The organism is uncultured Holdemanella sp., assembly GCF_934754935.1.
Lineage (GTDB): Bacteria > Bacillota_I > Bacilli_A > Erysipelotrichales > Erysipelotrichaceae > Holdemanella.
On the sequence record NZ_CAKVJB010000003.1, the window covers coordinates 58,920 to 85,198 of the forward strand.

Genomic DNA, 26,279 nt, shown 5'->3' on the forward strand with positions numbered 1-26,279 from the left:
AATGGAAGTATTTGAAAAATTATTGGATACGGAATTATATGCTTATTTTAAAAATGCCTCCTTTTATGAGAAACCTGTATTTCATACAGCTCATAAAATAGTTGAGTTTTATATAGAATTTGAGAATGTAATTCCTTTAGAAATATATGAACAGATCATCACAAAGTTGCAGCTGGCACTGCATGTACATGTGAAGCTGCATATTCATTCCAAAAATAATGCGGTAGAAATGGATGAATTGGATCGTTATGTGAATCATTTTGTGGAAAAATATAGTGATGTGAAGGATTTCCGTTTCTTACATCCTTATCTAGAAAATGATACGATTTGTTTTTCAACACGAGATGAGTCTCGACTTGCAGCATTAAATTTAGCTTTGCCGAGTTTACAAGAAAAGTTAAAAGAAGTGGGCATCAATCAAGAAATTGTATGTAAAAAAGTAGAGGAAAATGTTGCGATTGAAACGGCAAAGGTTCAAGTTGCTGCACCTGTTGTGAAACAAGAACCAGTCAAGAAACAATATTCTTCTTCAAATAGTTATAAAAAAGAATCGGCTACACAATATAAGATTGCGGATTTGCGTGTGGGCTACTCGAATGTTCAAATTGAGGGTCATATTTTTGATATTGATAATCGTGTGATGAAAAGTGGTAAAACACTACAAATGTTATATATCAGTGATTATGATGATGCGATTGTCGCAAAACGTTTTGAGGGGGCTAGATGTCCAATTGAAGAAATTCAAGCTGTTAAAAAAGGAATGCACGTAGTTTTAACCGGAGAAGTCGTATATGATTCTTTTTCTAAGTGTGATTCTTTTATGGTAAGAAAGCTTGAAATTACGCAAGAAAAGAAAAGAGAGGATCATGCTCAAGTGAAAAGAACGGAGTGGCATGTGCACTCTAACTTTTCGGAAATGGATGGTGTTTGTGCCATCGAAGAATTTATCCAACAAGCCTATGATTGGGGTATGGATTCCATTGGTGTGTGTGACCACCAAGTTGTTCAGGCTTTTCCAATGGCTCAACATAAGATTGAGGCATTGTCAAAAAAAGATCCGAATCGCGAATTTAAAATGTTGTATGGATGTGAAATGTTGGTGGCAGACTCTAAATATCATATTGTCTACAATAATGATCATCGAAGATTAGAAGATGCAACATTTGTCGTATTTGACTTGGAAACAACAGGTTTATCGAATACGCGTGATGAGATTATTGAATTTGGTGGTGTGAAGATCAAGAATCGTGAAGAAGTGGGTCGACTACAGATGTTTATTAACCCAAAGCGAACGATTCCTGCGCATATTTCAAATTTAACGCATATTACACAAAATGATGTGGATCGCGCAAAACCAATCGAAGATGCCTTAGATGAATTGTTAGAATTTATAGGAGATTCCATATTAGTTGCACACAACGCAACCTTTGACGTTGGCTTTATGAATGCGGCATGTCGAAAAACTGGTCGTGATGAACTAACGAATCCAGTGATCGATACGTTACCACTATCGTATGCGATGCTTCCGGATGATCAAAAACGATTTAATTTAGGAAGTGTATGTCGTCATTATCGTGTGAGTTATGATGGTGAAGGTGCGCACCGTGCAGATTATGATGCGGATGTACTTTCACAAGTTATGTATAATATGATGAATCAATTGGGGCATGAAGCAACATTAGATACATTGATAGATATGGAAGGTGGATGTGAAAAGTATTCAAGTAAGAAGCCTTACGAAAGAAATCGTCCATATCACATGACAGTTTTTGCCAAGAATAAAGATGGTTTAAAAGAGTTGTTTGAATTGATTACTTTATCACATACGCAATACTTAGTAAGTATGGGGAAAGAAAATGGACAGCCTCGTATTATTAAGGAGGAAATCTCAAAGAAGTGGGATAATGGCAACTTGTTGATTGGTTCTTCATGTCAAAATGGTGAGATTTTTGAATTGGCTCATACAAGAAGTAAAAAAGAATTGTTTGAAGCCATGAGCTATTATGACTATATTGAGTTACAACCATTAGATTGTTATAAGAATTTATTGGATCGCGGAAGCATTACGGATGTGGATGATTTAAAATGGTATCTACAGTTTATTTATGATACGGCAAAAGAAGCTGGTAAAATGGTTATCGCATCAAGCGATGCGCATTATGTCAATCCTAATGAGAAACGTCTTCGTGATGTGTATATCAATGCCAAGGCAATTGGAAATGCTAGACATCCTCTATATATTTATAATAAGCAGGCACGTAAGGCTACGAGCAATCCAAATCAGCATTTGTTGACAACAGATGAAATGTTGAAGGCATTTGAGTGGATGGGTGAAGATGTAGCTTATGAGATCGTTGTGGAAAATACAAATAAATTAAAGTTATTAACTGAACCAATCTTTCCAATCAAAGATAAATTGTATCCACCGGATATCGAGGGTTCAGACCAAAAATTGCGAGATATTTGTTTTGAAACAGCTCACCAATGGTATGGAAAAGATTTGCCAGATATTGTTGAAAAGCGTTTAACACGTGAATTAGACAGTATCATTGGTCATGGATACTATGTAGTTTATTATATTTCACACTTACTTGTGAAAAAGAGTAATGACGATGGATATCTAGTAGGTTCGCGTGGATCTGTAGGTTCTAGTTTTGTTGCGACAATGTCAAATATCACAGAAGTAAATCCATTAACTCCTCATTATGTATGTAAGAATTGTCAGCATTATGAGTTCTTAGATGGAGATGAAGCTAAGTCTGGCTTTGATTTACCGGATAAGGTTTGTCCAGTATGTGGAGAAATCATGCGTGGGGATGGTCAGGATATTCCGTTTGAAACATTCTTAGGTTTTGAGGGAGATAAAGTTCCCGATATTGATTTGAACTTCTCAGGTGAATATCAACCAAATGCCCATGCATACACAAAAGAAGTATTTGGAGATGATCACGTCTTTAGAGCGGGTACCGTAGGTACGGTTCAGGAAAAGACGGCATATGGATATGTCAAAGGGTATGAGGAAGAAATGGAATGTGAGCCTTTTAATGAGGCTAAGCGTGTAGATTTGGCTAAGGGTTGTGAAGGTGTCAAAAGAACAACGGGTCAGCATCCGGGTGGTATTGTCGTAGTGCCTTTGGATATGGATGTGCATGATTTTACACCGGTTCAATATCCGGCAAACAATCCAAATGCGACTTGGAAGACAACGCACTTTGATTTCCACCAGATTCATGATAATATCTTAAAATTTGATATTTTAGGGCATGTCGATCCTACGGCTATGAAAATGTTGGAAAGAATTACAGGGGTAAATGTTCGTCAGATTCCAATGAATGATCAGGCGACTATGGCTATTTTCTCAACAACAGAATCACTTAAAATTGATACGACAAAGTATAATGAAGTTACAGGAGCAGCTGGTATTCCGGAGTTTGGTACACCATTTGTTCGTGGTATTCTTGAACTTACAAAACCAACAACGTTTGCGGAATTAGTCACTATATCTGGATTGTCTCATGGTACAGATGTTTGGTTGGGAAATGCCAAAGATTTGATTGATAATGGAACTTGTAAGTTGAATGAAGTTATTGGTTGTCGTGACGATATCATGGTTGATTTAATGGGATATGGTGTTAAACCAAAATTATCGTTTACGATCATGGAAAGTGTTCGTAAGGGTAAAGGTTTAAAAGATGAATGGGTTACTGAAATGAAGGCGAACAATGTACCAGAATGGTTTATTGATTCTTGTACAAAAATCAAGTACATGTTCCCTAAGGCCCATGCGGTTGCCTATGTTATGATGGCCGTGCGTATTGCGTGGTTTAAAGTACATATGCCAGTACATTACTATTGTATGTATTTTAGTATTCGTTGTGATGCCTATGATGTGCAGACAATGATTCAAGGTGAGGCAGCTATTCGTCAAAGAATGGCGGACATCAAACATATGAAAGAGGACAAAACACAAAAGCCAAGTGATAAAGAATTGGCGATTTATGATACGTTAGAACTTGCTTTAGAAATGGTATTGCGTGGCTTTAGATTCTCGAATATTAGTATTAATCGTAGTGCAGCTACCGAATTTATTGTGGATCCAGATGATCCAAAAGCAATTATTCCGCCTTTTACAAGTATTGATGGTTTGGGTTCAAACGTAGGCTTATCTGTTGTAAAGGCAAGGGAAGAGAAACCATTCCTTTCTAAGGAAGATGTATTAAAGCGTACACAGCTTTCCAAGACATTAGTTGAAAAGCTAGCAGAAATGAATGCGTTAGAGGGTTTGGATGAAGAAAATCAAATGACACTGTTTTAGGCAGTGTCATTTTTTTGAAACGATTTTTAGAAGCATATGATAAGACGATTGACTCTTGCGTTACTATTTTAGCTAATAGTAAATTAATGTGTGTTTTGAAAGATAAAGAATATGAAATTTTTCTAGTAAATGGGATAACATTATCTTTACACTTTTAATGAGTTATATGGATCAGAACTATTATAAAAAGCATGATACATTTAAATTTATTACTGAAGATGAAACTAGAACATATCAAATTTTTAGAGTAATGAATGTTGATTAAAATAACTTGAATGATTCTTTAGAATTTACACAAACTGAATGGGGTTCAACAAATTCATTTAATGCATTTATATCAGATTCCATTAATAGAGGATTGTATAAAACTGGTGTTTCAGTAAATAAAGAAGATCAGTTAATGACATTGGTTACTTGTGACACAAGAGATAACAATAAGAAAATAGTGATTCTGGCTAAATTGATTAATTCAAAGATTTAATAAATTCATGAAATGTTTATGTATTTGTGATATGGTGGAGCTATAAGAATTTCATGTAAAGGGTGTGAAACAATGTTATGGCTTATACCGGCTAATCCTAATATTTATGATATTGAATCTGCATTTAATGATTTAGAATTTATTGATTGGCGAAAAAATGCAAATTATTCTGTGGGGGATTATGTTTATATTTACGTAAGCAGACCTATACAGACAATTGAGTATCTTTGTGAAGTGATACAAACCGATGTTGATAAGAACAGTTTAATTAATGATAAAAAATACTGGAGAAATCCTGATAATTATGATGAGATAACAAGAAAAGATTATGTTCGATTTAAATTGATTAAACAATTTAATTTTGATAACTTATCAGTTTTTGATATACAAAGAAGAGGAATGGCAGGCAATATTCAAGGGCCACGGAAAATGCTAGGTACTGATAATTTTCTAACTTCATGGGCAGAGTATATTCTAGAAACTACAAATACATTTAATTATTATCAAAATACAAGAGAAGAAAATTATGAAGTTTTAACAGTTCCTATTAATGGGACCCTGGAATTAATAGAAAAATACAATGTTCATGCTCATCCTTTAACACAAGGTTATCCTCAAAAAGTACCTAAATATATTGCTTTTAGAGAAACTGGCGGTGTAATTAATGCTGTTTATCAAGTAGAAGACGTCATAGAAGTCATACCGGATAAATATATCGGAAATGATAATGTGTATAAATATATTCAAGAAAGAAAGAATACATTTAAATTATCTAAGAAGAATACAGTATATCGATTTTATTTAATCAAACTATTAAGTAAACTAGATTCTTCCTTTGTGTTATCACCTAATCCTCAAGGAGCAAAATATTTATATTTACACGATTTGATTAAAAATAATAAGTATAGCAATTTTTGGAATAAATTTATATCAACTGCATATTCAAATGAAATCTTTTCAGATAATTTCAAAAAGTCTAATATGATTAATAAGTCGTATTATGATTTGAGATGGGGAGATAATGAAATGCATCTAGCAATTCGAAATAGTTCAACTAAATGCTTAGAGGTATACATTCAAGAGAGTGTTGAATTGTACCATTTTTTCAATGAAAATTTTGAAGAATTAAAAAAGGGTACAAATGGAATTTGGACTATTCCAACCAAAACATTAGAAAACGAAACTAAACACAAAAAATTGGTTTTGTCATATGATTCAGAAAATTACAATGAGGATTCATATATAACTTGGATTATTCAAGAAGCACTGCAGTTGAAAGAAAATATTGTTTTGATGCTAAAAAAGAGAAATAGATTTATAGTTCAAAGAAACGAAGAAGAAGATACAAAAATTAAAGTTGCAATTTCCAATGTAAAAAGAAGTGAGGAACAATTTCAATATTCAAGTGATTTAAAATTAAAATCAACACCTAAAATTATACATGGTATTTCCATCTATAAGAGAGAAAAACAGGTAGCTCTTAATGCTTTGAATCATGCAAATTATAAATGTGAAGTAGATAAAGATCATAAGTGCTTTTTAAGAAAAGACGGAGAAACGCCATACACAGAAGCACACCATTTAGTGCCTCTGTCTTTCCAGGATGATTTTGAATATTCGTTGGATATTGAAGAAAACATTGTTTCATTATGCAGTAATTGTCATAATGAAATTCATTATGGCTATAATGCTATAAATATTATTACTCAGTTATACGAAGAAAGAAAAGATTTACTTAAAGGTAAAGGGATAGATATCACTTTGGAAAAATTGTTATCTTATTATGGATATTAAAAATGTTATGCATATAGAAGTGAGATTACTTGAAAGGAGCTAATTATTATGGATGCAGATAGAAATTTACTTGAGGTCCTTTCAGTTAGGGGGATTATAAAAGATGATGAAGATCAAATTATAAAAGGAAATGATAAGCTTTATAGTTTTCCGGTTTCAGATTTGATTGATCTTCGTGAATATTATTTTGAAATAGTCAAGCTATATGAAAAAGAGTATGTGTTAGGTGGAATTAAAACTACATTTGTAGAAAGTTATCCGGATGAATCTTATATGTACAGTCAGGATTTGAATTTTTTGATGCTAATTATACATGTTATTGATTTCAAAGTGATGTTTGGAATTCGATATAAAAACATCTCTATTTCTAGTTATCGCTATGGAGGAATGAAGAAAATAGAAGAAATCCAAGAAAAGATATTGCATCTAATTAAAAAGAATAAATACATTTCATACTATGAGATTCTTCAATCTCTTAGTGAAATAGATAGAATGGATCTAATTACTAGTTTAGAAAATTTAATTGAGGCTAGAAAAATTGTTTATATAGAGCGTAAGCGTAAAGAAAATTTTTGGGAAATTAGTGCTATGTAAGAATTTAAAAGTTAAAAGAATAGGAAGAAAAGAAGTGTCTATATGAATAGATACTTTTCTTTTTGCCTGATTTTGAAAATCGTTTCTAAAACAGTCATAATATTATTTACGTTTGACAATTAAAAACTTCTATCCATTATTAATGGAAAATGTCAATTGCTTAATGTAAATTTTAACATATATGTAATAGTGTGGTAAAATATTTACATTATTGGAGGAGAAATATGAAAAAGAAAGGATATAATATAACGCTTGGCATTTTTATTGGATTAATTGCCGGTGTTATTGTAGGAATTATTATGCCGGAATGGGCAAATACTGCATTGAGTGTTGTGGCTTCCATTTATATGTCGGCATTAAAAATGATGATTTTCCCACTTGTATTCACAAGTTTAGTCATGGGAATTATTGGTATTGGTGATATTGCCAAAACAGGAAAAGTAGGTTTACATGCTTTATTATGGTATACAGGTACAACGGCTTTAGCTTCTGGCTTAGGATTGGTTTTACCTCGTATGTTACATTTGGGAAGAAATGCACATATTGTGGCAACTAAGACTCAAGTAGAAGCGGCTACGTTTAATGGATTGTTGGATACTTTACAGAACATTATTCCTTCAAATCCAGTAGAAGCATTCGCAACAGGAAATATGCTTCAAGTACTAGCTTTTGCGGTAATTATTGGTCTTGCATGTTTGGCAATCAAAGAAAAGGCAGATCCATTTGTGAATTTGTGTGATTCTATTTATCAAATTTCTATTTTTATCATTAGTAAAATCATGTATGTGACTCCATTTGGAGTATTCGCATGTATTGCGACAGTTATGTACTCAAATGGAATTGATACAATGCTTCAATTGGGACAAGTATTATTGGCTTTATATATTACGTTCTATTTATATGCATTTATTATTTATGGTGGTATGGTCAAATTGTTTGGAAAATACAGTCCAATTCAATTCTTTAAAGATGTTGCACCGGCTGCATTGAATGCGTTTGGAACTTGTTCAAGTAGTGCTACGATTCCACTTTCATTAAAGTGTGCAACTGAAAAAATTGGTATTCCAGAAGAAATTACATCTTTAACTTTACCTTTGGGTGCAACAATCAATATGGATGCTGTTTCAATTTTGATGTCATTTATGATCACATTCTTTGCGAGTGCACTTGGTATTGATTTAAGTATGGGTACAATGGTTACAGTACTTGCTTGTAACGTATTGTTAAGTATTGGTACTCCAGGTGTTCCTGGTGGTGCGATTGCGGCTTTTGCGGCTTTATGTCCAATTGCAGGTATCCCAACCAATCAAATTTTAGGTGTATATATTTCGGTAAATACTTTATGTGACATGGGAGCTACTTGTGTGAATGTTCTTGGGGATTTAGCTTGTTCAACCGTATTAAAACAGACTTTGCATTTTGAAAAGGTGAAAAAATAAATGAAACCAAATAAAACAATCAGTGAATTTAAAGAGTTTATCGCCAAAGGCAATGTGATGGATATGGCAGTGGGTGTTATCATTGGTGGTGCCTTTGGAAAAATTGTTACTTCTTTAGTAAATGATATATTGATGCCGATTGTGGGAATTTTATTTGGTGGACTTGATTTTACAGGTTTAAAAATACAAGTAGGTACAGCTACAATTACGTATGGTAATTTTATTCAAAATGTTGTGGATTTCTTGATTGTAGCGGCATGTATCTTTTCAATGTTAAAGTTTTTAGCACATTTTAAAAAGACAACGAATGATCAACTTGATCAGGAAGAACCTAAAAAAGATGATACCGTTGTCTTATTAGAAGAGATTCGTGATTTGTTGAAGGCTAATAAAGAAGATAAATAAAATAAATTGAATATGTAACCAACAAGAGTATACCGGTTTTTTTGTCGAGTACTCTTGTTTTTTTAGTGCAAAGATAAAGGACAAGACCAATCAATATTGCGACAAAGGAATCAATAATAAAGTGGGATTCAAAAGGTACAGGTGTAATAAGTGCACTAGATCCTACGACAAATAAGATGTTGAAGATGTTAGATCCAATGATGTTTCCAATCGCAATGTCGGCATTGCCTTTTCTTGCGGCTGTTACAGAAGTGACAAGTTCAGGTAAAGATGTTCCTAAGGCAACGATTGTTAGGCCGATAAATCTTTGACTGACACCTAGTGAAATGGCAATGTTTGTGGCTGCATCTACCGCAAAGTTACTTCCAACCATTAAACATACAAGGCCGAGTGGAATAAATAATGGGTTTGTCTTTTTGATTTCAGTTTCTTCCATTTGATTCTTAGACATTTTAAAGATGTAGTATAAGTAACCAAGAAAGAATAACCACATCACAATACCATCGAATCGTGAAATAGTATGATTTATGCCTTGTAGAATAAGTACAAGTGTTACAAGCATCATAAATGGCATTTCATATTTGATTGTACTATTTTGAATATGTAATGGACGAATGAGAGCGGTAATGCCAAGAATGATTCCTACATTTAATATGTTACTTCCAACAACGTTTCCAATCGTGATGGCAGCATTGGATTTTAAAGCGGCTGTTATAGAAACAAAGGCTTCTGGTAGACTAGTTCCCATCGCAACGATTGTAAGTCCAATGATAAGTTGGGGTATGCCAAAACGAGAGGCGATACTGCTAGCTCCATCCACAAACCAATCGGCTCCTTTTAGTAGTAAAATGAAGCCTAGTACCAATAAAATTATGTTCATATAGTTCCTCCTGGACCAGATAAAATAAAAAGACTCTGGTCTTATTTACCAAAGTCTTGCCATTTCATCACAGTCCGGATTTAACATCGTATTGACGAAGCTGTAAACACATATATGTGCATGCTACTCCCTTTATGGGATTATTATACATATTTTGGTCCAAAAATTCTATGTAATTATGTAAAAATTTCTTAACAAATACAACTTTTCTAGAAAAACCTCATTTTATTTCGTATATGATATAGGAGGTTAAATAATATGAATAAAATTAAGGATAAAACAATGAAGGAATTTCTAGAAAACAATGCCTATTTTGTTGATTTCTTTAATGCCTACTTCTTTGATGGTCAAAGAGTTCTAAAACCAGAGAATTGTGTAGAACTTGATTCAGAGATGAATGATGCGAATATGGATCTAGAAAAGCATGTGGATGTGATTCGTAAGTATAATGATGGAAATCTTTATAGTGCATTCATTATTGAAAATCAAAGTCGTGTAGATGCTTCAATGGTTGTAAGAGCTGCAACATATGAGTATGTAGCTTATGATCGAATGTTAAAGAAGCTTAAAAAGAATAAATCGAAAGAAAAACTACCCATGGTGCACATTCTAGTATTCTATACAGGAGAAAGACCTTGGAATGCAGCTAGTAAGCTTTCAGAACTTGTAGATGTGGATGAAAGATTTAAATCCTATTTCCATGACTACCAAATGAATCTGATTGAAATCACAGGAAATACTTCATATAATTTTAATGAAGAAGACGTGTATAATTTATTCTATATATGTCGAAGTATTTATGATCAGTCAATTTATGAAGGAAAAAGTAATAGCTTTGGGCTTGTAAAGAGTAGTGTGTTAAAAGTGGTCAAGACATTGACGGATGTAGAATGGTTGGATTTAAAGGAATTAGAGGAAAAGGAGGAGATTGCAATGTGTGAAGCAGAAAAGAGATGGCTTGAGGTAAAATCAAAGGAATGGAAAGCTGAAGGAATTGAGTTAGGAATCAAACAAGGCATCGAACAAGGAATTGAACAAGGCATCGAACAAGGCATTGCACTAAACAGATTTGAAGTATACCAAACTATGTTAGACAAAGGTTTCAGTGTCAAAGCAATCGCATCCATCTTCTCAGTGAGTGAAGAGTCGATTAAGAAGATGTTGATGAAAGCTTAGGTGTATTGAGATGTGTGAAGCAGAAAAGAGATGGCTTGAGGTAAAGTCAAAGGAATGGAAAGCTGAAGGAATTGAGTTAGGAATCAAACAAGGAATCGAACAAGGCATTGCACTAAGCAGATTTGAAGTATACCAAACTATGTTAGACAAAGGTTTCAGCATCAAAGCAATCGCATCGATTTTCTCAGTGAGTGAAGAGTCGATTAAGAAGACGTTGATGAAAGTTTAAGCCAAAATGAAAAGAGATAAGTTCTTTTGTTCAATATTTGTAACGATTGATGGGAAGAAAAAAATCTCTTCTTTTCTTTTAAGCCTGTGATATAATAAGGTGACTTTGAAAGGATTGAGAAAATGGTATTTCTTTTATTAGTATTAGGTATGGTCCTTTTAATGAAGGGTGCAGACTTGTTTGTGGATGGCAGTGCAAGTGTGGCTCGTAAATTAAAAGTGCCTTCAGTTATTATTGGTTTGACAATTGTTGCGCTTGGAACAAGTTTACCAGAAGCAAGTGTAAGTATTACGGCTGGTTTAATGGGCAGCAATGAAATTGCGATTTCAAATATTGTTGGTTCCAATATTTTCAATACTTTGGTTGTGGTTGGAACAAGTGCAGTGATTACTCCATTTTTAATGGATAAGGATATTTTGAATCGTGATTTAAAAATCAATATTTTGGTGAGTATTTTACTTTCTGTTTTTGTATTAAATGGAATGTTGAATCGCTTTGAAGGTATGATCTTCTTAGTAGGTTTAGTATTGTTTATTTTAAATTTGATTCGTAGTGCTAAAAAGAATCGTGTTGAGGATGAGGAAGTTGAAACTTTATCGGGAATCAAATGTTTGATTTATATCGTAATCGGTGTTGCGTGTATTATTTGGGGTGGAGATATCACAGTAGATAGTGCAAAACAGATTGCGGCTATGCTTGGAATGAGTGATACTTTGATTGGTTTAACCGTTGTTTCAATTGGTACTTCATTACCTGAGCTAGTAACAAGTGTTGTTGCGGCAAGAAAAGGTGAGAGTGGATTATCTTTAGGAAATGCGATTGGAAGTAACATTATGAATATCTTATTTATTTTAGGTGCTTCTAGTACAATTCATCCGATTGCGGCTACTTCACAAAATATTATTGATACTTTTGTCTTGATCGGTGTATCTCTTTTGATTTATGGCATTGCCAAAAAGGGAGATACAATGACAAGAAAAAAGGGGATCTTTATGATCCTCGTATATGTCATTTATATGATTTATATTATTGTACGCTAGGCGAGTCCTAGCTTTTTTTCTTTCCTTGAGAAAGAATAGCTCGAATGGAATCGAAAAGAATGGGTTTATATTCTTCGATAGGAAGGGGTTGACTATGAAGAATACTGTTATAGCAAGTACTTCCTGTAAGTTCAACTATTAAGTAGAGTATGACTTCTGAATTTTCAAATTCATATCCATTTGCGGTTGCGATTTCGTTAAATTCTTTTATAAGATTGAAACTATCATTATCAATAGCCGTGTTTAACTGGGCATGGAATACTCCCCAAGATAGGTTTCTTTCAACAAATTTTAAAATCAATGGATTGTTTTCTAATCGAATCAATACTTGGTTGATTAAGAAGATGACAGAATCTTCAAAATTACGAATATCATTTTTTTCTAATTGTTTGTGGGCTTCTTCAAAAAGGCGATGTGCTTCTTTTTGAATTAGAATATCGCGTATTTGGTATTTATCTTTGAAATATAGATAAAAAGTTCCTTTTGCGACTCCCGCGTTTTTTACAATATCATTAACAGAGACGTTTGTGATGTCTTCTTTTGTGAATAGATTAAAGGCAGCCTGTAAGAGGTTGTTTTCTTTTATTTTCTTATTTTCAAGTATCTTACTTTTCATGCATATCACCATCCTTATTATAAACAATATTTTACAAATTACAATTAAAAATGACCAATTGAACATATTAAAACAATTGTATATTGGTGATTTAAAAAAATTAAAACAAAAATATTGACTAGTGGTCAGTTTGGTACTATACTCTTCACGTAGTAAAGGAAAGGATAGAAAAAAAGGTGATTCGATATGGATAAGATGTCAAAATGGATAGTTAAATATCGTAATATGATTTTGGCTGTAGCCATTGTTCTTTTGATTCCAAGCGCAATTGGTTATTTCAATACAAATATTAATTACGATTTATTATCTTATTTACCTTCAACTTCAGAATCTATGAAAACACAAAAGATTCTTGGAGATGATTTTAACTTATCGAGTGTAGACTTCTTGGTTGTCAACAATAAGTCTGATCAAGAGGCCGCAAAAATTAAGGAAGAGATTAATAAAATTGATGGAGTTGAAAAATGTATTTGGAGAGATGATGTATTAGATATCTCTGTTCCAAAACAAGCAATTCCAGAAAGCATTCAAGATATGCTTTATTCTGGCGACAGTACAATGATGATTGTTACGTTTAAAGAGCCAACGTCGTCAATGCGTACAATGAATGCGATTAGTAAAATAAAAAAATATACAAAAGATGATTGTTACTTAGGTGGTATGTCAGCCATCAGTGAAGATACAAAAGATCAAACAGAACATGATACACCAATTTATGCAGGTATTGCCGTTGTATTATGTATGATTGTATTGTTCTTGGGATTAGAGAGTACGGTTGCACCAATTGTATTTATGTTAGGAATGATTTTCCCAATCGTTTATAACTTTGGTACTAATGTATTCTTAGGTGAAATTAGTTATATCACAAAGGCTTTGGCCGTTGTATTACAGTTAGCTGTTACTTTGGATTATTCCATCTTCTTATTACATAGATATCAAGAAGAAAAACAAAATCTTCCAAATGAAGAAGCTATGGCTAAGGCTATCAAAGCTACTTTTACTTCAATTACTTCAAGTTCAATCACAACTATTGCTGGTTTCGTTGCCTTGTGTGTAATGCAGTTAACATTAGGTAGAGATATTGGTATTGTCATGGCTAAAGGGGTTGTTCTTGGTGTATTATCAACAATCTTCATTTTGCCTAGCTTGTTGATGTTCTTTGATAAGACAATCGAAAAATATAAACATAAAACGATTTTGAATGAATTGCACAAGGTGCCTCGTTTTGTGATTCATCACTATAAAAAGATTCTTGTTGCCTTTGTGTTGATTTTCATTCCATTCGGATATGGACAGTCACATACAAATATCTATTATGATTTGATTTCTGGTATGCCAGGTGATTTTGCGAGTATCATTGGTACAAATCAGTTAAAAGATAAATTTGATATGACAACGACTCATTTTGTTTTGGTAGATGACAAATTAACAACAAATGAAATTCAGAATATGTGTTCTGAAATCAAAGATTTAAAAGGTATTCATAACGTATTAGCTTATGAAGAATTTGTGGGTCCAGGACTTGCATCTAACTTTACTCCAAGTGTAGTAAAGGATATTTTCCAAAATGGTGGAAAGAAATTGATAGTAGTAAACAGTGATTATAAAGCTGCAACCGATGAATTAAATACACAATTAGATAAAATGGATACCATCATTCATAAATATGATAAGAAGGGTATGATTGGTGGAGAAGGAAGTATGACACGTGATTTGATCACGACAACAAATACAGATTTTGCGATGGTTAACGTGTTATCAGTCATCATGATCTTTATCATTGTTGCCTTAACATTTAAATCATTTGCACTTCCAGTCATCTTAGTATTAACAATTGAATTTGCGATCACAATCAATATGGGTATTCCATTCTTTACAGGAACTACACTTCCATTTATCGCAAGTATGGTTATTGGAACTATTCAATTGGGGGCTACAGTTGACTACGCTATCCTAATGACAACGCGTTTTAAAGAAGAGTTATCGCATGGTAAGAAGGTTAAGGAAGCTGCTTTGATTGCGATGGAAAAATCGAGTGTGTCAATTATGACAAGTGGATTCTCATTCTTTGCCGCATGTATCGGTGTAAGTTTTGTAGCTAAGATGGATTTAATTAAATCATTAGTTATTTTATTAGCACGTGGTGCTTTAATTTCAGTCGTAAGTATTTTATTGGTATTACCTTCATTGTTGATTTTCTGTCATAAGTTCATTGAAAAGACGACAAAGAATTGGCCAGAATCAAACATGGAAGCGAAAGGAGAATAAATATGAATTTAAGTCATACAGTAAAAGTAGTTGGTAGTGTAGTGTTAAGTGCAGTTATGGCAGGAAGTATGATGCCTGTGACTGTATTTGCACAAGGTAATGATGAAAATCCTACAGAAAAAACAGAAACTGTTTATTCTGTATTAAACTCAGATGGTTCAATCAGTGATACAATCGTATCTAGTTGGTTACATGATGAGGATGGAATTAATAATATTAAAGAAACTTTAAACTTAACAGATGTTAAGAACATTAAATCAAATGAAAAACCTTCAAAAGATGGAAATACATATACATGGAATGCGAAGGGTAATGATGTGTATTATGAAGGAACAGCCACAAAACAACTTCCTGTGTCTGTTAAGATTCATTATGAATTAGATGGTCAAGAAATTTCTGCAGATGATATTCAAGGAAAATCAGGACATTTAAAATTAACTATTTCTTTCGCAAATAACTATTCAGAAGTTAAAAATATCAATGGTAAATCCATTGTGATTCACCCTAGTTATTTAGCTGGTGGTATGTTGAATATGAGTACTGGCAAGTTCTCAAATGTAAAATGTGAATCTGGTAAGATTGTTAATGATGGTACAAATGAAATGTTGGCATTTGCGAATATTCCAGGATTAAGTGAAACATTAAAATCTGCTGGTTTAGATAAAGTAAATGATCAATTAGGAATCAGTGATGATGTAACAGTTGAAGCCGATGTCAATGATTTTGATCTAGGTTCAATCATGATTGGTATGACAAACGAAATTGATTTAGCAGATGAATTAAATGGTATTGGTTCTGTATCTGAATTAACAGATGGAATTGACCAATTAATTGAAGCTGATGATCAATTGATTGATGGATCTAAACAATTGTATGATGGAACAACACAATTAAAAGAAGGTATTTCTCCATTATCAAGTGCTTATCCTCAAATTGAAACATTAACAAATGCATTTGATCAATTACATGATGGAACAACAACTTTAAGTACTGGTTTAAATCAATATACGGCTGGTGTGGATCAATTAAATGTTGTTAGTAAACAAAATTTATATAAATTATCAATGGGTGCTACAACATTAAATACATCTTTAAATAATGAAGAATCAAAGAGTCAATTAACACAATTGGTTCAAGGATCTAATGATTTGAACGAAGGTATTCAGTATTTAAATGAACAAGTAAATGGTGATGACAGTATGTTAAAACCAGATATGGTAAAAAAACTTACTGAAGCTTTAGAGACTACGAATGAAGAGGTTGAAAATTTAGGAAAAGTACTTAATGATTTACAAGATGAAGATGGTGCATTTATTGATTTAAGTAAGCAAATTAGTGAAGCTAGAAAATATGTTGATAAATTAGGAGCTCTACAAACAGGCTTTAAGCAAGTTACAGATGGAGCATCAGCAATTATTACTGCAGATAATGCACAAATTAAGAGTGTTGATGATCAATTAGCTGCTATTCGTACAAAAGAAATCAACGCACTAAATGCTTCAATTGAAGCTTTAAAAAACGCAGCTAATGCAGTTCCAGAAGATGATACAACTGGAGCTAAAGCCAAGATTGAAGAACAAATTAATGCATTAGAAAGCCAGAAAGCAACATTAGGAGATGCATCTTCATTAAGTGTTACATTGAAAGATTTAAGTCAATGTCAGGCGGGTATTGATAAAATTGTTGTGGATTCAAAGGGAACTTTAAAAGAATTAAATGAAATTTATAATAGTTCTGAAACTGACATTAACAAACTTAGTGCAAAATTAGGTGAAGCTAAAAAATCAGTTGAAGTTTTAAATGGTGTAATGAATAGTTTAAATGAAAATGGTATGACAGGTGAAGAGTTTGAAACAAAAGTGAATACTTTAAAAGCTGGAGTTGAAAAATTAGCAACGAATTCACCTGCTATAGCTAATGGTGTAGCCACTCTAGCAAACAAATTAAATAGTTTAGGTGAAGGCTTAAATGGTTTAGATTCAGGTATGTCTCAGGCTTATACAGGAATAACTCAAGCAACAAGTCAATTGTCTGAAAACAGTGATTCTTTAAGAAATGGTGCAAAGGCATTAAATGATGGAACTGCACAATTAAGTGCATCTAAGTCAAAGATGAGCGAATTAACAAGTGGATTAACTAAACTAAGTGATGCCGTTGATCAATTGAATGATGGTGCTCAACAATTATACGAAGGTAATGAACAATTCAAGTCTGAAGGATTGGATCAATTAAAAGAAAAGGTTGATCTAGGTGTTGGAGAACTTGGAACATTACAGAGTGTAATGGATGAAATCAAAGCTATGAATAAAGAATATGCTTCTTACTCTGGTGCTCCAGAAGGTGCTACAGTAACAAGTCGTTACGTATTCCGTACTAAGGAAGAAAGTTCTAAATAGTTTATAAAGGTATTCTTCGGAATGCCTTTTTAATTTGATATTCTTTTGTTGGCGTGTTAGAATAAAGTAGAATTTATATGGGGGTATATAATCATGAAACATATTAATACAGTAGATACTCGTAACTTGTGTGAAAGTGCAAAAAATGGCGGATGTGGAGAATGCCAAACTTCTTGCCAATCAGCTTGTAAAACTAGCTGTGGAATTGCGAACCAAGCTTGCGAAAATAATAAAGAAAGTAAGTAATTAAGAAATGCCGAAGTGATTCGGCATTTTTAATGCCGCCTTTAAGGTAGCATTTTTTTAAATTTGAGGGAGGAAAAAATACATGATTCATCAATATAAAATGTTTGATCAGAATATTGTATTGGATATTTGTTCAGGAAGTATTCATGTGGTAGATGAGATTGCCTATGATATGATTGCTGAATTTTTAGATAAAGATAAAAATGCTTTGGTTCTAGAAATGAAAGAAAAATATCCAAGTGTTGAAACATCTGAATTAGAAGAATGTTATGATCAAATTTTAGAATTAAAAGAACAAGGTCGTTTATTTAGTGAAGATACATATGAGCCAATGGCAGGACAATTAAAAGCTAAGACAAGTGGTGTTATTAAAGCTTTATGTCTACATATTGCCCATACTTGTAACTTGAATTGCTCTTATTGTTTTGCCAGTCAAGGAAAATATCATGGAGATCGTGCACTAATGAGTTTTGAAACAGGTAAACGTGCTCTTGATTTCTTGGTGGAAAACTCAGGAACACGAAGAAACTTAGAAGTAGATTTCTTTGGTGGAGAACCACTAATGAATTTTGATGTGGTTAAACAATTAGTAGCCTATGCCCGTAGCATTGAAAAAGAAGCCGGAAAGAATTTCCGCTTTACATTAACGACAAATGGTATGTTGATCGATGATGATGTGATTGAATTTGCGAACAAAGAAATGAGCAATGTTGTTTTAAGTTTAGATGGTCGTAAAGAAGTTCATGACCGTTATCGTGTGGATTATTCTGGAAAAGGAAGCTTTGATACGATCGTTCCTAAGTTCCAAAAGTTAGTAAAGGCTCGTGAAGGTAAAAATTACTATATGCGTGGTACTTTTACACATGCCAATCCAGACTTCTTAAAAGATGTTCAGCAAATGTTAGATTTAGGATTTAGAGAATTAAGTATGGAACCTGTTGTTGCTAGTTCAGATGATCCTGCAGCACTAACTCAAGCTGATCGTGAAATTGTTATGAAACAATATGAAGATTTGGCTAAGTTAATGCTTGATTATGATGATAAGAAAGATCCATTTACTTTCTATCACTATATGATCGATTTAAAAGGCGGACCATGTATTTATAAACGTATTTCAGGATGTGGTTCAGGAACCGAATATATGGCTGTAACACCATGGGGAGATTTATATCCTTGTCACCAATTTGTAGGAGAAGAAGCCTTTAAATTAGGAGACATTTATACAGGTGTCACAAATAAAAAGATTCAAGATGAGTTCGCATCATGTAACGTATATGCACGTAAAGAATGTGCAGACTGCTGGGCAAGACTTTATTGTTCAGGAGGATGTGCTGCCAATGCATATCATGCGACAGGATCTGTCAAAGGTGTATATAAAGAGGGTTGTGAACTATTCTGTAAACGATTAGAATGTGCACTTGCCGTAGCCATTATTCGTGATATGAAAGAAAATAATAATGAAGACGCCGATTGTTAGTTTTCTAAAATCATATCAAGAAAAGTCACCTGTAAGAATGCATATGCCAGGCCATAAAGGTGCTGGCATTCTTGGTTTTGAAGGAATGGACCTTACAGAAATTTCTGGAGCCGATGAATTGTTTGCGGCAGAGGGAATCATTAAGGAAAGTGAACAAAACGCTTCAACCTTATTTGGATGTCCAACCTATTATTCAACCCAAGGTTCGACTTTATGCATTCAAACGATGTGTACGATATTATGCCAAGATGCCAAAAGTAAAGGCAAGAAACCTAAGATTCTTGCAGGAAGAAATGCTCATCGAAGCTTTATTCATGCGGCTGCACTTTTAGATTTTGACATAGAATGGCTTTATGGAAATAGTGACTACTTATCTTGTAAGATCAATGCGAAAGATTTAGAAAAGAAAATTATTGAAAACAATCCGACGGCTGTATATTTGACAAATCCTGATTATTTAGGAAATCTTTTGGATATTAAAGCATTAGCTTCTATATGTAAAAAACACAATGTATTACTAGCCATAGACAATGCACATGGTGCGTATCTTCGCTTTCTTGAAGATTCTTTACACCCCATTGATTTAGGAGCTGATCTATGTTGTGACTCTGCTCATAAAACATTACCCGTACTTACAGGCGGAGCTTATCTTCACTTAAGTGATTCTTTGAATCAAGTATGGAAAAATGACGTTAAACATTTTATGGAGTATTTTTCTTCTACAAGTCCATCCTATTTGATTATGGCATCTTTAGATGCGGCAAATGATGTGTTGGACCATACATTTAGAAACTCTTTGTCTGAATGTATTCAAAGAGTTGATTTATTAAAGAATACTTTAGTTCAATATGGGTATACGATTCTATCTGGTGAACCCATGAAGATTACGATTGCAACGAAAGAGTTTGGCTATACTGGAAATGAAATTGCAGATTTTTTAATGAATTGTGATATCTATCCTGAATTCTATGATACTGATTATATTGTATTGATGCCATCTCCATATAATACGAAAGATGATTTTGAAAGATTAGAGAAATGTTTGTGTGGAATTGAAAGAAAAGCTATTTTAGTAAATAAACCACCAAAAATAGAACAATCTAATAAAGCAATGAATATACGCCAAGCTGTATTTGCGCCAAGCATGACAGTAGATGTTTCTAAATCTTTAGGAAAAATATGTTCAAGCGTTACTGTATCTTGTCCTCCAGCTATTCTTCCTGTAATTCCAGGCGAAATAATCAGTGAATGTTCGATTGAAGTCATGAAATATTATGGTATTGAAACTGTACGAGTTGTCAAAGAATGACAGCTCTTTTTCTTTTGTATATGTGAAACCGCTAACAATTAAAGTATAATGAAATAAGAAGTAATCATACACAAAGGAGGAGAATCATATGTTTGACAAATTATTTGATCCCATACAAATACGTGGTATGGAATTAAGAAATCGTGTTGTCATGTCCGCGATGGGAACACACGAAAGTGCAGAAAGTGAAGATGGAAAGAGTGTTACAGATAAGCTGATTGCGTATCATGTAGCACGTGCAAAAGGTGGAAACGGATTAAATACAATAGAAGTTACAAGTGTAGATGCAGCGAGTGCTCCACATGGATTTTTATCGATTGCCGAAGATAAGTACATTCCTGGATTTAGAAAATTAAATGATGCCGTGCATGAAGCTGGAGGAAAAACTTGCGTTCAATTATGGCAAGGTGGATTGGCTGTAGCTTCGGATCAAACGGCTCAGATCTTAGTGCCAAATGACTTACCATTAAGTCCACAATATACAGTGCCAGCTATCACAAACGAAAGATTACTCGATATAATAGATAAGTTTGGACAAGCTGCAAAACGTGCAGTAGAAGCTGGCTTTGATTGTTTAGAATTCCATTGCGCGCATAACTATTTACCACACTCAATGTTGTCGGGTGGAATCAACCATAGAAGTGATGAGTGGGGTGGATCGTTTAAAAATCGTAAGAAATTCCCGTTGGAATGTATTAAATCTATTCGTGCCAATATGCCAGAGGACATGCCACTATTCATGCGTGTCGATTGTCATGATGACATGTTAGAAGGTGGATTAACGGTTGAAGAAGTGATTGAATTTTGTAAAGATGCCAAAGAATTAGGTGTTGACGTTTTAAATATTAGTCGTGGAAATATCTTAACGGCAGCTACATTATATGAAGTGGCTCCAGTTGATATTGAAAATGGATTTAACGTAGAAGATGCTGCACGCATTCGTAAAGAAACGGGTATGTTGACAATGCCATGTGGACGTATCAATACGCCTGAATTTGCCGAAAAAATATTAGAAGAGGATAAGGCTGATTTAGTTGTCATGGCTCGTGCTCAGCTTGCCGATGCCAATTTCTGTAATAAGGCAAAGGAAGGTAAAGTCAATCAGATTCGCTATTGTATCGGATGTAACCAAGGTTGTTATGACTCATTCTGTGCTTCTTTATACAATCCAGCTATTAAACATATTACTTGTATGCGAAATCCTGGTTTATTAGAAGAAGAAACATTAGGTTTAAAATCTGGCTCTGTTTCTAAAAAAGTTGTCATCTTAGGTGGTGGAATTGCGGGTATGGAAGCAGCTTTAGATTTAAAAGAAACAGGCAATATACCAATCTTATTTGAAAAGAGTGAAAGTCTTGGTGGGCAATTCTTATTGGCTGGTGCTATTTCAGCTAAAAAAGATTTTAAGAATGCCGTAGACAAAATGATTTTGGATGTTCAAGAATCTGGTATTGAAGTGCACTTAAATACGGTTTGTACTAAAGAAATGCTTGAAGAAATTAAGCCGGATGCACTCATTGTTGCGATTGGATCAAGTCCATTTATACTTCCAATTGAGGGTAGTGAAAGAGCAATTGTTGCACATGATGTATTAAGTGAAAAAGTAGAGGTATCAGGCGATAATGTGGTCATTATTGGCGGTGGACTTGTTGGTTTTGAAACAGCAGAATTTTTAGCTGCCAAACAAAAGAAAGTAACGGTTCTAGAAATGAAAGAAAAAGCTTTACAAGATCTAGGACCATTGCGTCAAATTACAGCTCAATTTGCGATGGCACAAATGCCAATCACAATAGAAACAAGTGCAACTGTAGAAAAAATTGATGATCATGTCGTTGTTGCCAGTGGCAAAGAATATCCATATGACAGTGTGATTATGGCTGTTGGATCAAAGGCAAATGATACAAGTATGTATGCAGATTTAGGTATTCCTACATATATCATTGGTGACTGCAAGAAAGCAGGTATTGCCTTAGATGCATTTAAAGATGCTTATCATGCCGTATTAGAAATTAATAAGTAACATAAAAAGTGAAGTCTTAATCGGCTTCACTTTTAAATTGGTCAATATATTTTTGTACAGAATTTGTCATTTCTTTTGAAAAATCAGAATTGTATTTTCTGTCACAGAACGCTTCTGTCCATTCACTTAGTTTCTTATTTCCAGCTTTGTGTTCAAACATATTTTCTAGTTCTTGTTCATTCTTTCTGTAATAATGATCAACACAAACAATGTCTTCTAATTTGCAACGCTGTGGTTTTTGTCTTTTAAAATGATCATCTGCAGGATATCCAAGTACTAACATGCATACAGGGACCACATATTCTGGAAGATGTAACAATTCTCTATGTAGATCATGCTGCTCTAAAATATCACCAATGTAACAAGATCCAATACCTAGACTTTCGGCTGCTACAACCGCATTTTGCGCGGCAATCGTCGCATCCGTTGTCGCAAGTAATAAATCGCCTACGCCTGGTTTTCTAGGATTACAGTTTTCGTGGTTGAATAAATCATACCATTTTTGAAAGTCGGCACAGAAAATCAAAACCATTTTAGCTTGGTTAATAAATGGTTGGTTGTCACACGTTTTAGATAGTGTTTCTTGTAGCTTTTCATCTTGTACATCAATGATGGTATACATCTGTTGGTTTCCAGCGCTAGGGGCTTGCATAGCAGCTTGAAGTATCCGTGTTTTGTCTTCTTGTGATATTTCTTTATCTTCAAAAATACGACATGACTTACGGTCAAATAAACTTTGAATGATTGGGTTCATAAACATTCCTTCTTTCTTTTGAAAATATTTTACACTAGATATGATATTATTTATGTATGAAACTCAAAGAAATTAAGAAAAACGCACACAAAAATGTAAAAACACACTACGCGACCTATTTAGTGTTATGTCTTGCGGCAGTACTTATGGGAAGTGAATTCAGTTCGACTTTATCACTTTTAAAGCAAGATAATGCCAAAAGTGTTTCAGGCTTATTGATGCACTCCTCTTTTGTGAAGTCCATGACATCTTTACTTCCTGAAGGTGTCTTTGGTACGAGTAATGGTGTATTTGCGCATGTCGTGAATGGAATTACTTCAGGTTCTTTTGTGAAGACACTGTTTTTAGGTTTATCTACCATTGTTCATTCTAAAGATATTGCGAGTATTTGTTTTGTCGTAATAGGTTTATGCATATCTGTATTTTATAGAGTCTATATTGTGAATGTTTTGCCAGTTATTAATCGCAGACTCTTTTTGGAAGGAAGAGTCTATGCCAAACTTCCACTTGATCGATTGGTTTATTTAATGCGTATTCGCAAACAGATACATGTTGCGTTTGTGAAGTTAGTGAAATCCATTATTTTGACAGTTATGAATTTTACGGTTGTTGGAGGAATATATTTTTACTATGTATATTTTTTAGTGGATTATATTTTGGCAGAAAATCCAACTATATCTTTAAAAGATGCATTTTCTCTATCTCGTAATATGATGAAGGGGCATAAGTTTGAATGTTTTAAATGGCAACTATCAATGGCAGGATGGTATATTCTAGATGTATGTACATTTGGAATGAGTGCTATATTCTATTCAAATATGTATCGTATGTCAGTAATGTGTGAATTTTATACATTAAGAAGAAAAGAATTTCAGAGTGCTATTTTAAACGATACGTATTTATTTGAAAAACCAAGTAGTGCTTTGATGCGAAATACGTATTCCGATGTGATTGCGGCATTAAATGCGAAAAATCCAATAGAGAATGCGTATACGGGTGTTAAAAAATTCTTGTGTGATAATTTTGGAATCATCTTTCATTTGAGTTCAAAAGAAAAACAATACGAGAGATATACCTATGCTAAGATGGAAGCAGAAACTATGATTACCGAAGTGTACTTATTATGTTATCCAGTTCGTCTATCTCCAATTGAAGAGGAGTATAAGAAGTCAAATCTTCGGGTTTTACATCCAAATCGAAATTATACAATCACATCCATTTTAGTATGTTTCTTCTTTATGTGTTTTGTCGGATGGATCTGGGAAGTCAGTTTATCTATGATTAGCTATGGAGTATTTGTGAATCGTGGTGTTTTACATGGTCCATGGATTCCTATTTATGGTTTTGGATGTATATTGATTCTACTTTTATTAAAACGATTTAGAATGCGACCTAAAGTTGAATTTAGTATGGCCGTACTTCTTTGTGGCTGCATTGAATATTTTACAGGATTCTTTTTAGAACTCACGCACAATGGTCAGAAATGGTGGGATTATACAGGCTACTTCTTAAATCTTCATGGAAGAATTTGTGCGGAAGGTTTATTAGTGTTTGGCGTTGGTGGTATGGCATTCGTCTATGTCGTTGCACCATTAATTGATAACTGGGTAAAGGAACACTTGAATAAAAAATTATCAGCAGCGTGTTTAGTTTTACTTCTTTTATTTGGTGGGGATGTGATTTATTCGCACTTTGAACCCAATGTAGGAGAGGGTGTGACTCGATGATAAAAAAGTTAAATGGAAATCAAATCAAGATGATTGCGATCATTGCGATGTTTATGGATCATTTCGCAACAACGTTGTATCCAAATTATGAAAAATTCTGGTGGCTTTTATTGATACATTTAATTGGACGAGTGGCAGCACCTATTATGTGGTTTATGGTGGTGGAAGGCTATACGCATACGCATAGTTTAAAGAAATATTTAGAAAGATTATTGATTTTTTCAATCATTGCTCACTTTGCGTATAACTTCTGTTTTGGCATATCTTTTATTCCATTTAAAGAATCATTCTTAAATCAAACAAGTATTATATGGCCACTATTCTTATCGGTGATTGGTTTATGGGTCGAAGATCAAGATTGGAAAGACGCAAAGAAAATAGGTTGTATTCTTGTTCTTTGTTTATTGGCATTTCCAAGTGATTGGTCATGTTTTCCGATTCTTTGCACAAATCATATTTATAAAAATCAAGGCAATCTAAAAAAACAAGTACTCGGTATGGCTTTATATATTTCTATGTATGTCCTTGTTTATTGTTTATGCATAGATGTAGTATATGGTTTATTACAGTTTGGGATTATTTTAGTATATCCAATTATGTCTTTATATGATGGAACAAGAGGAAAGAGTACATTTATGAAATGGTTCTTTTATTGGTTCTATGTAGGACATTTAATTTTGTGTGGATTGATTCGTGTAATGATGTAGAGGAAAAGCATGTATGAGTAAAAAAGTACGTAGAGTGCCAGTCATTCTTGATGCAGGGAAAATTAAAGATTTGCCACAAGAAGACATACGGATGATTCTAAGAGGTGCAGATGAATTGATTTCAACTGGTGGAAGAAGTATGTTGGCTAAAATATTAAAAGGTTCAAAGGATAAAAAGATATTTGAACATCAACTAAATGAATGTCCTGCTTATGGATACTATCAGGATATGAAATTAGATGATATCGCAAAATGCATTGATTGGATGATCAAGGAAGATTATCTCAGAATTGAGTATGATTATCGTCTGCCTTTATTGGTATTTTCAGAAAGCTCCTCTTTTGCAAATGAATGGTAATTATTCGCTTATTTACTGTGCTTAGAGCTCATTGCATCTCGATACCGC

21 protein-coding genes are annotated in these 26,279 nt (G+C 33.5%); 18 read left to right on the top strand and 3 right to left on the bottom strand.

All coding sequences use genetic code 11. The annotated features are described in order from the left end of the window. The first annotated feature begins 1 nt into the window (after position 1). From Q0E86_RS01530 to mscL, 6 genes are all read left to right on the top strand, one after another. Positions 2–4,315: a PolC-type DNA polymerase III gene (locus Q0E86_RS01530; protein ID WP_295754182.1), complete on the top strand. Its 4,314-nt coding sequence runs from the start codon at positions 2–4 to the stop codon at positions 4,313–4,315. A gap of 271 nt (positions 4,316–4,586) precedes the next feature. Continuing rightward, complete coding sequence (locus tag Q0E86_RS01535) at positions 4,587–4,796, top strand: hypothetical protein (protein ID WP_295754183.1); 210 nt, start codon at positions 4,587–4,589, stop codon at positions 4,794–4,796. 72 nt (positions 4,797–4,868) lie between these two features. Next, positions 4,869–6,590, top strand: coding sequence for an HNH endonuclease (locus Q0E86_RS01540; protein ID WP_295754184.1), 1,722 nt, complete (start codon positions 4,869–4,871; stop codon positions 6,588–6,590). A gap of 48 nt (positions 6,591–6,638) precedes the next feature. After that, complete coding sequence (locus tag Q0E86_RS01545) at positions 6,639–7,184, top strand: hypothetical protein (protein ID WP_295754185.1); 546 nt, start codon at positions 6,639–6,641, stop codon at positions 7,182–7,184. 224 nt (positions 7,185–7,408) lie between these two features. Continuing rightward, positions 7,409–8,623, top strand: a complete 1,215-nt coding sequence (locus tag Q0E86_RS01550; protein WP_295754186.1) for a dicarboxylate/amino acid:cation symporter — start codon at positions 7,409–7,411, stop codon at positions 8,621–8,623. Further along, on the top strand, positions 8,624–9,028 hold the full coding sequence (mscL, locus tag Q0E86_RS01555) for a large-conductance mechanosensitive channel protein MscL (protein ID WP_295754187.1): 405 nt from the start codon (positions 8,624–8,626) through the stop codon (positions 9,026–9,028). Here mscL and Q0E86_RS01560 read toward each other — a convergent pair. Further along, positions 9,009–9,908 carry a calcium/sodium antiporter gene (locus Q0E86_RS01560; protein ID WP_295754189.1) on the bottom strand — a complete coding sequence of 300 codons (900 nt, stop codon included), beginning with the start codon at positions 9,906–9,908 and terminating at the stop codon, positions 9,009–9,011. The genes mscL and Q0E86_RS01560 overlap by 20 nt on opposite strands. Before the next feature lie 258 nt (positions 9,909–10,166). Between Q0E86_RS01560 and Q0E86_RS01565 the strand changes: the two genes are divergently transcribed. The 3 genes from Q0E86_RS01565 (at position 10,167) to Q0E86_RS01575 (ending at position 12,353) form a co-directional block, all read left to right on the top strand. Beyond that, positions 10,167–11,084 carry an Rpn family recombination-promoting nuclease/putative transposase gene (locus tag Q0E86_RS01565; protein WP_295754190.1) on the top strand — a complete coding sequence of 306 codons (918 nt, stop codon included), beginning with the start codon at positions 10,167–10,169 and terminating at the stop codon, positions 11,082–11,084. A 10-nt stretch (positions 11,085–11,094) separates the two neighbouring features. Continuing rightward, a complete protein-coding gene (locus tag Q0E86_RS01570; RefSeq protein WP_295754191.1) occupies positions 11,095–11,313 on the top strand; it encodes a hypothetical protein in 219 nt (72 codons plus the stop codon). Between the two features lie 122 nt (positions 11,314–11,435). Then, the gene (locus tag Q0E86_RS01575) at positions 11,436–12,353 is read left to right on the top strand and encodes a calcium/sodium antiporter (RefSeq protein ID WP_295754192.1); all 918 of its coding nucleotides are present in this window, start codon (positions 11,436–11,438) and stop codon (positions 12,351–12,353) included. Between the two features lie 7 nt (positions 12,354–12,360). On the opposite strand, the gene Q0E86_RS01580 is transcribed toward Q0E86_RS01575, so the two are convergent. After that, entirely contained in the window at positions 12,361–12,969 is a 609-nt protein-coding gene (locus Q0E86_RS01580) for a TetR/AcrR family transcriptional regulator (protein WP_295753057.1), read from the bottom strand. Between the two features lie 186 nt (positions 12,970–13,155). Between Q0E86_RS01580 and Q0E86_RS01585 the strand changes: the two genes are divergently transcribed. The 6 genes from Q0E86_RS01585 to Q0E86_RS01610 all read left to right on the top strand — a co-directional run bounded on the left by Q0E86_RS01585 (position 13,156) and on the right by Q0E86_RS01610 (position 22,685). Continuing rightward, on the top strand, positions 13,156–15,237 hold the full coding sequence (locus Q0E86_RS01585) for an RND family transporter (protein ID WP_295754193.1): 2,082 nt from the start codon (positions 13,156–13,158) through the stop codon (positions 15,235–15,237). Between the two features lie 2 nt (positions 15,238–15,239). Further along, the gene (locus Q0E86_RS01590; RefSeq protein WP_295754194.1) at positions 15,240–17,633 is read left to right on the top strand and encodes a hypothetical protein; all 2,394 of its coding nucleotides are present in this window, start codon (positions 15,240–15,242) and stop codon (positions 17,631–17,633) included. 93 nt (positions 17,634–17,726) lie between these two features. Further along, positions 17,727–17,879: a six-cysteine ranthipeptide SCIFF gene (gene scfA, locus Q0E86_RS01595; RefSeq protein ID WP_003865538.1), complete on the top strand. Its 153-nt coding sequence runs from the start codon at positions 17,727–17,729 to the stop codon at positions 17,877–17,879. Between the two features lie 82 nt (positions 17,880–17,961). Beyond that, positions 17,962–19,356 (top strand): thioether cross-link-forming SCIFF peptide maturase, encoded by a 1,395-nt coding sequence (gene scfB / locus Q0E86_RS01600; protein ID WP_295754196.1) that lies wholly within the window; start codon positions 17,962–17,964, stop codon positions 19,354–19,356. Then, a complete protein-coding gene (locus Q0E86_RS01605; RefSeq protein ID WP_295754197.1) occupies positions 19,337–20,665 on the top strand; it encodes an aminotransferase class I/II-fold pyridoxal phosphate-dependent enzyme in 1,329 nt (442 codons plus the stop codon). Before scfB ends, Q0E86_RS01605 begins: the two co-directional genes overlap by 20 nt. Positions 20,666–20,753: 88 nt before the next feature. Next, positions 20,754–22,685, top strand: a complete 1,932-nt coding sequence (locus Q0E86_RS01610) for an FAD-dependent oxidoreductase (RefSeq protein ID WP_295754198.1) — start codon at positions 20,754–20,756, stop codon at positions 22,683–22,685. A gap of 16 nt (positions 22,686–22,701) precedes the next feature. Here Q0E86_RS01610 and Q0E86_RS01615 read toward each other — a convergent pair whose 3' ends face one another. Further along, on the bottom strand, positions 22,702–23,439 hold the full coding sequence (locus Q0E86_RS01615) for a nitroreductase family protein (protein WP_295754199.1): 738 nt from the start codon (positions 23,437–23,439) through the stop codon (positions 22,702–22,704). A gap of 56 nt (positions 23,440–23,495) precedes the next feature. On the opposite strand from Q0E86_RS01615, the gene Q0E86_RS01620 reads away from it, so the two are divergent. The 3 genes from Q0E86_RS01620 to Q0E86_RS01630 are packed head-to-tail and all read left to right on the top strand — an operon-like array spanning position 23,496 to position 26,231. Next, the gene (locus Q0E86_RS01620; RefSeq protein WP_295754200.1) at positions 23,496–25,166 is read left to right on the top strand and encodes a DUF975 family protein; all 1,671 of its coding nucleotides are present in this window, start codon (positions 23,496–23,498) and stop codon (positions 25,164–25,166) included. Further along, positions 25,163–25,873: a TraX family protein gene (locus Q0E86_RS01625; protein WP_295754201.1), complete on the top strand. Its 711-nt coding sequence runs from the start codon at positions 25,163–25,165 to the stop codon at positions 25,871–25,873. Before Q0E86_RS01620 ends, Q0E86_RS01625 begins: the two co-directional genes overlap by 4 nt. Positions 25,874–25,886: 13 nt before the next feature. After that, entirely contained in the window at positions 25,887–26,231 is a 345-nt protein-coding gene (locus Q0E86_RS01630; RefSeq protein WP_295754202.1) for an RQC-minor-1 family DNA-binding protein, read from the top strand. Positions 26,232–26,279: the final 48 nt, after the last annotated feature.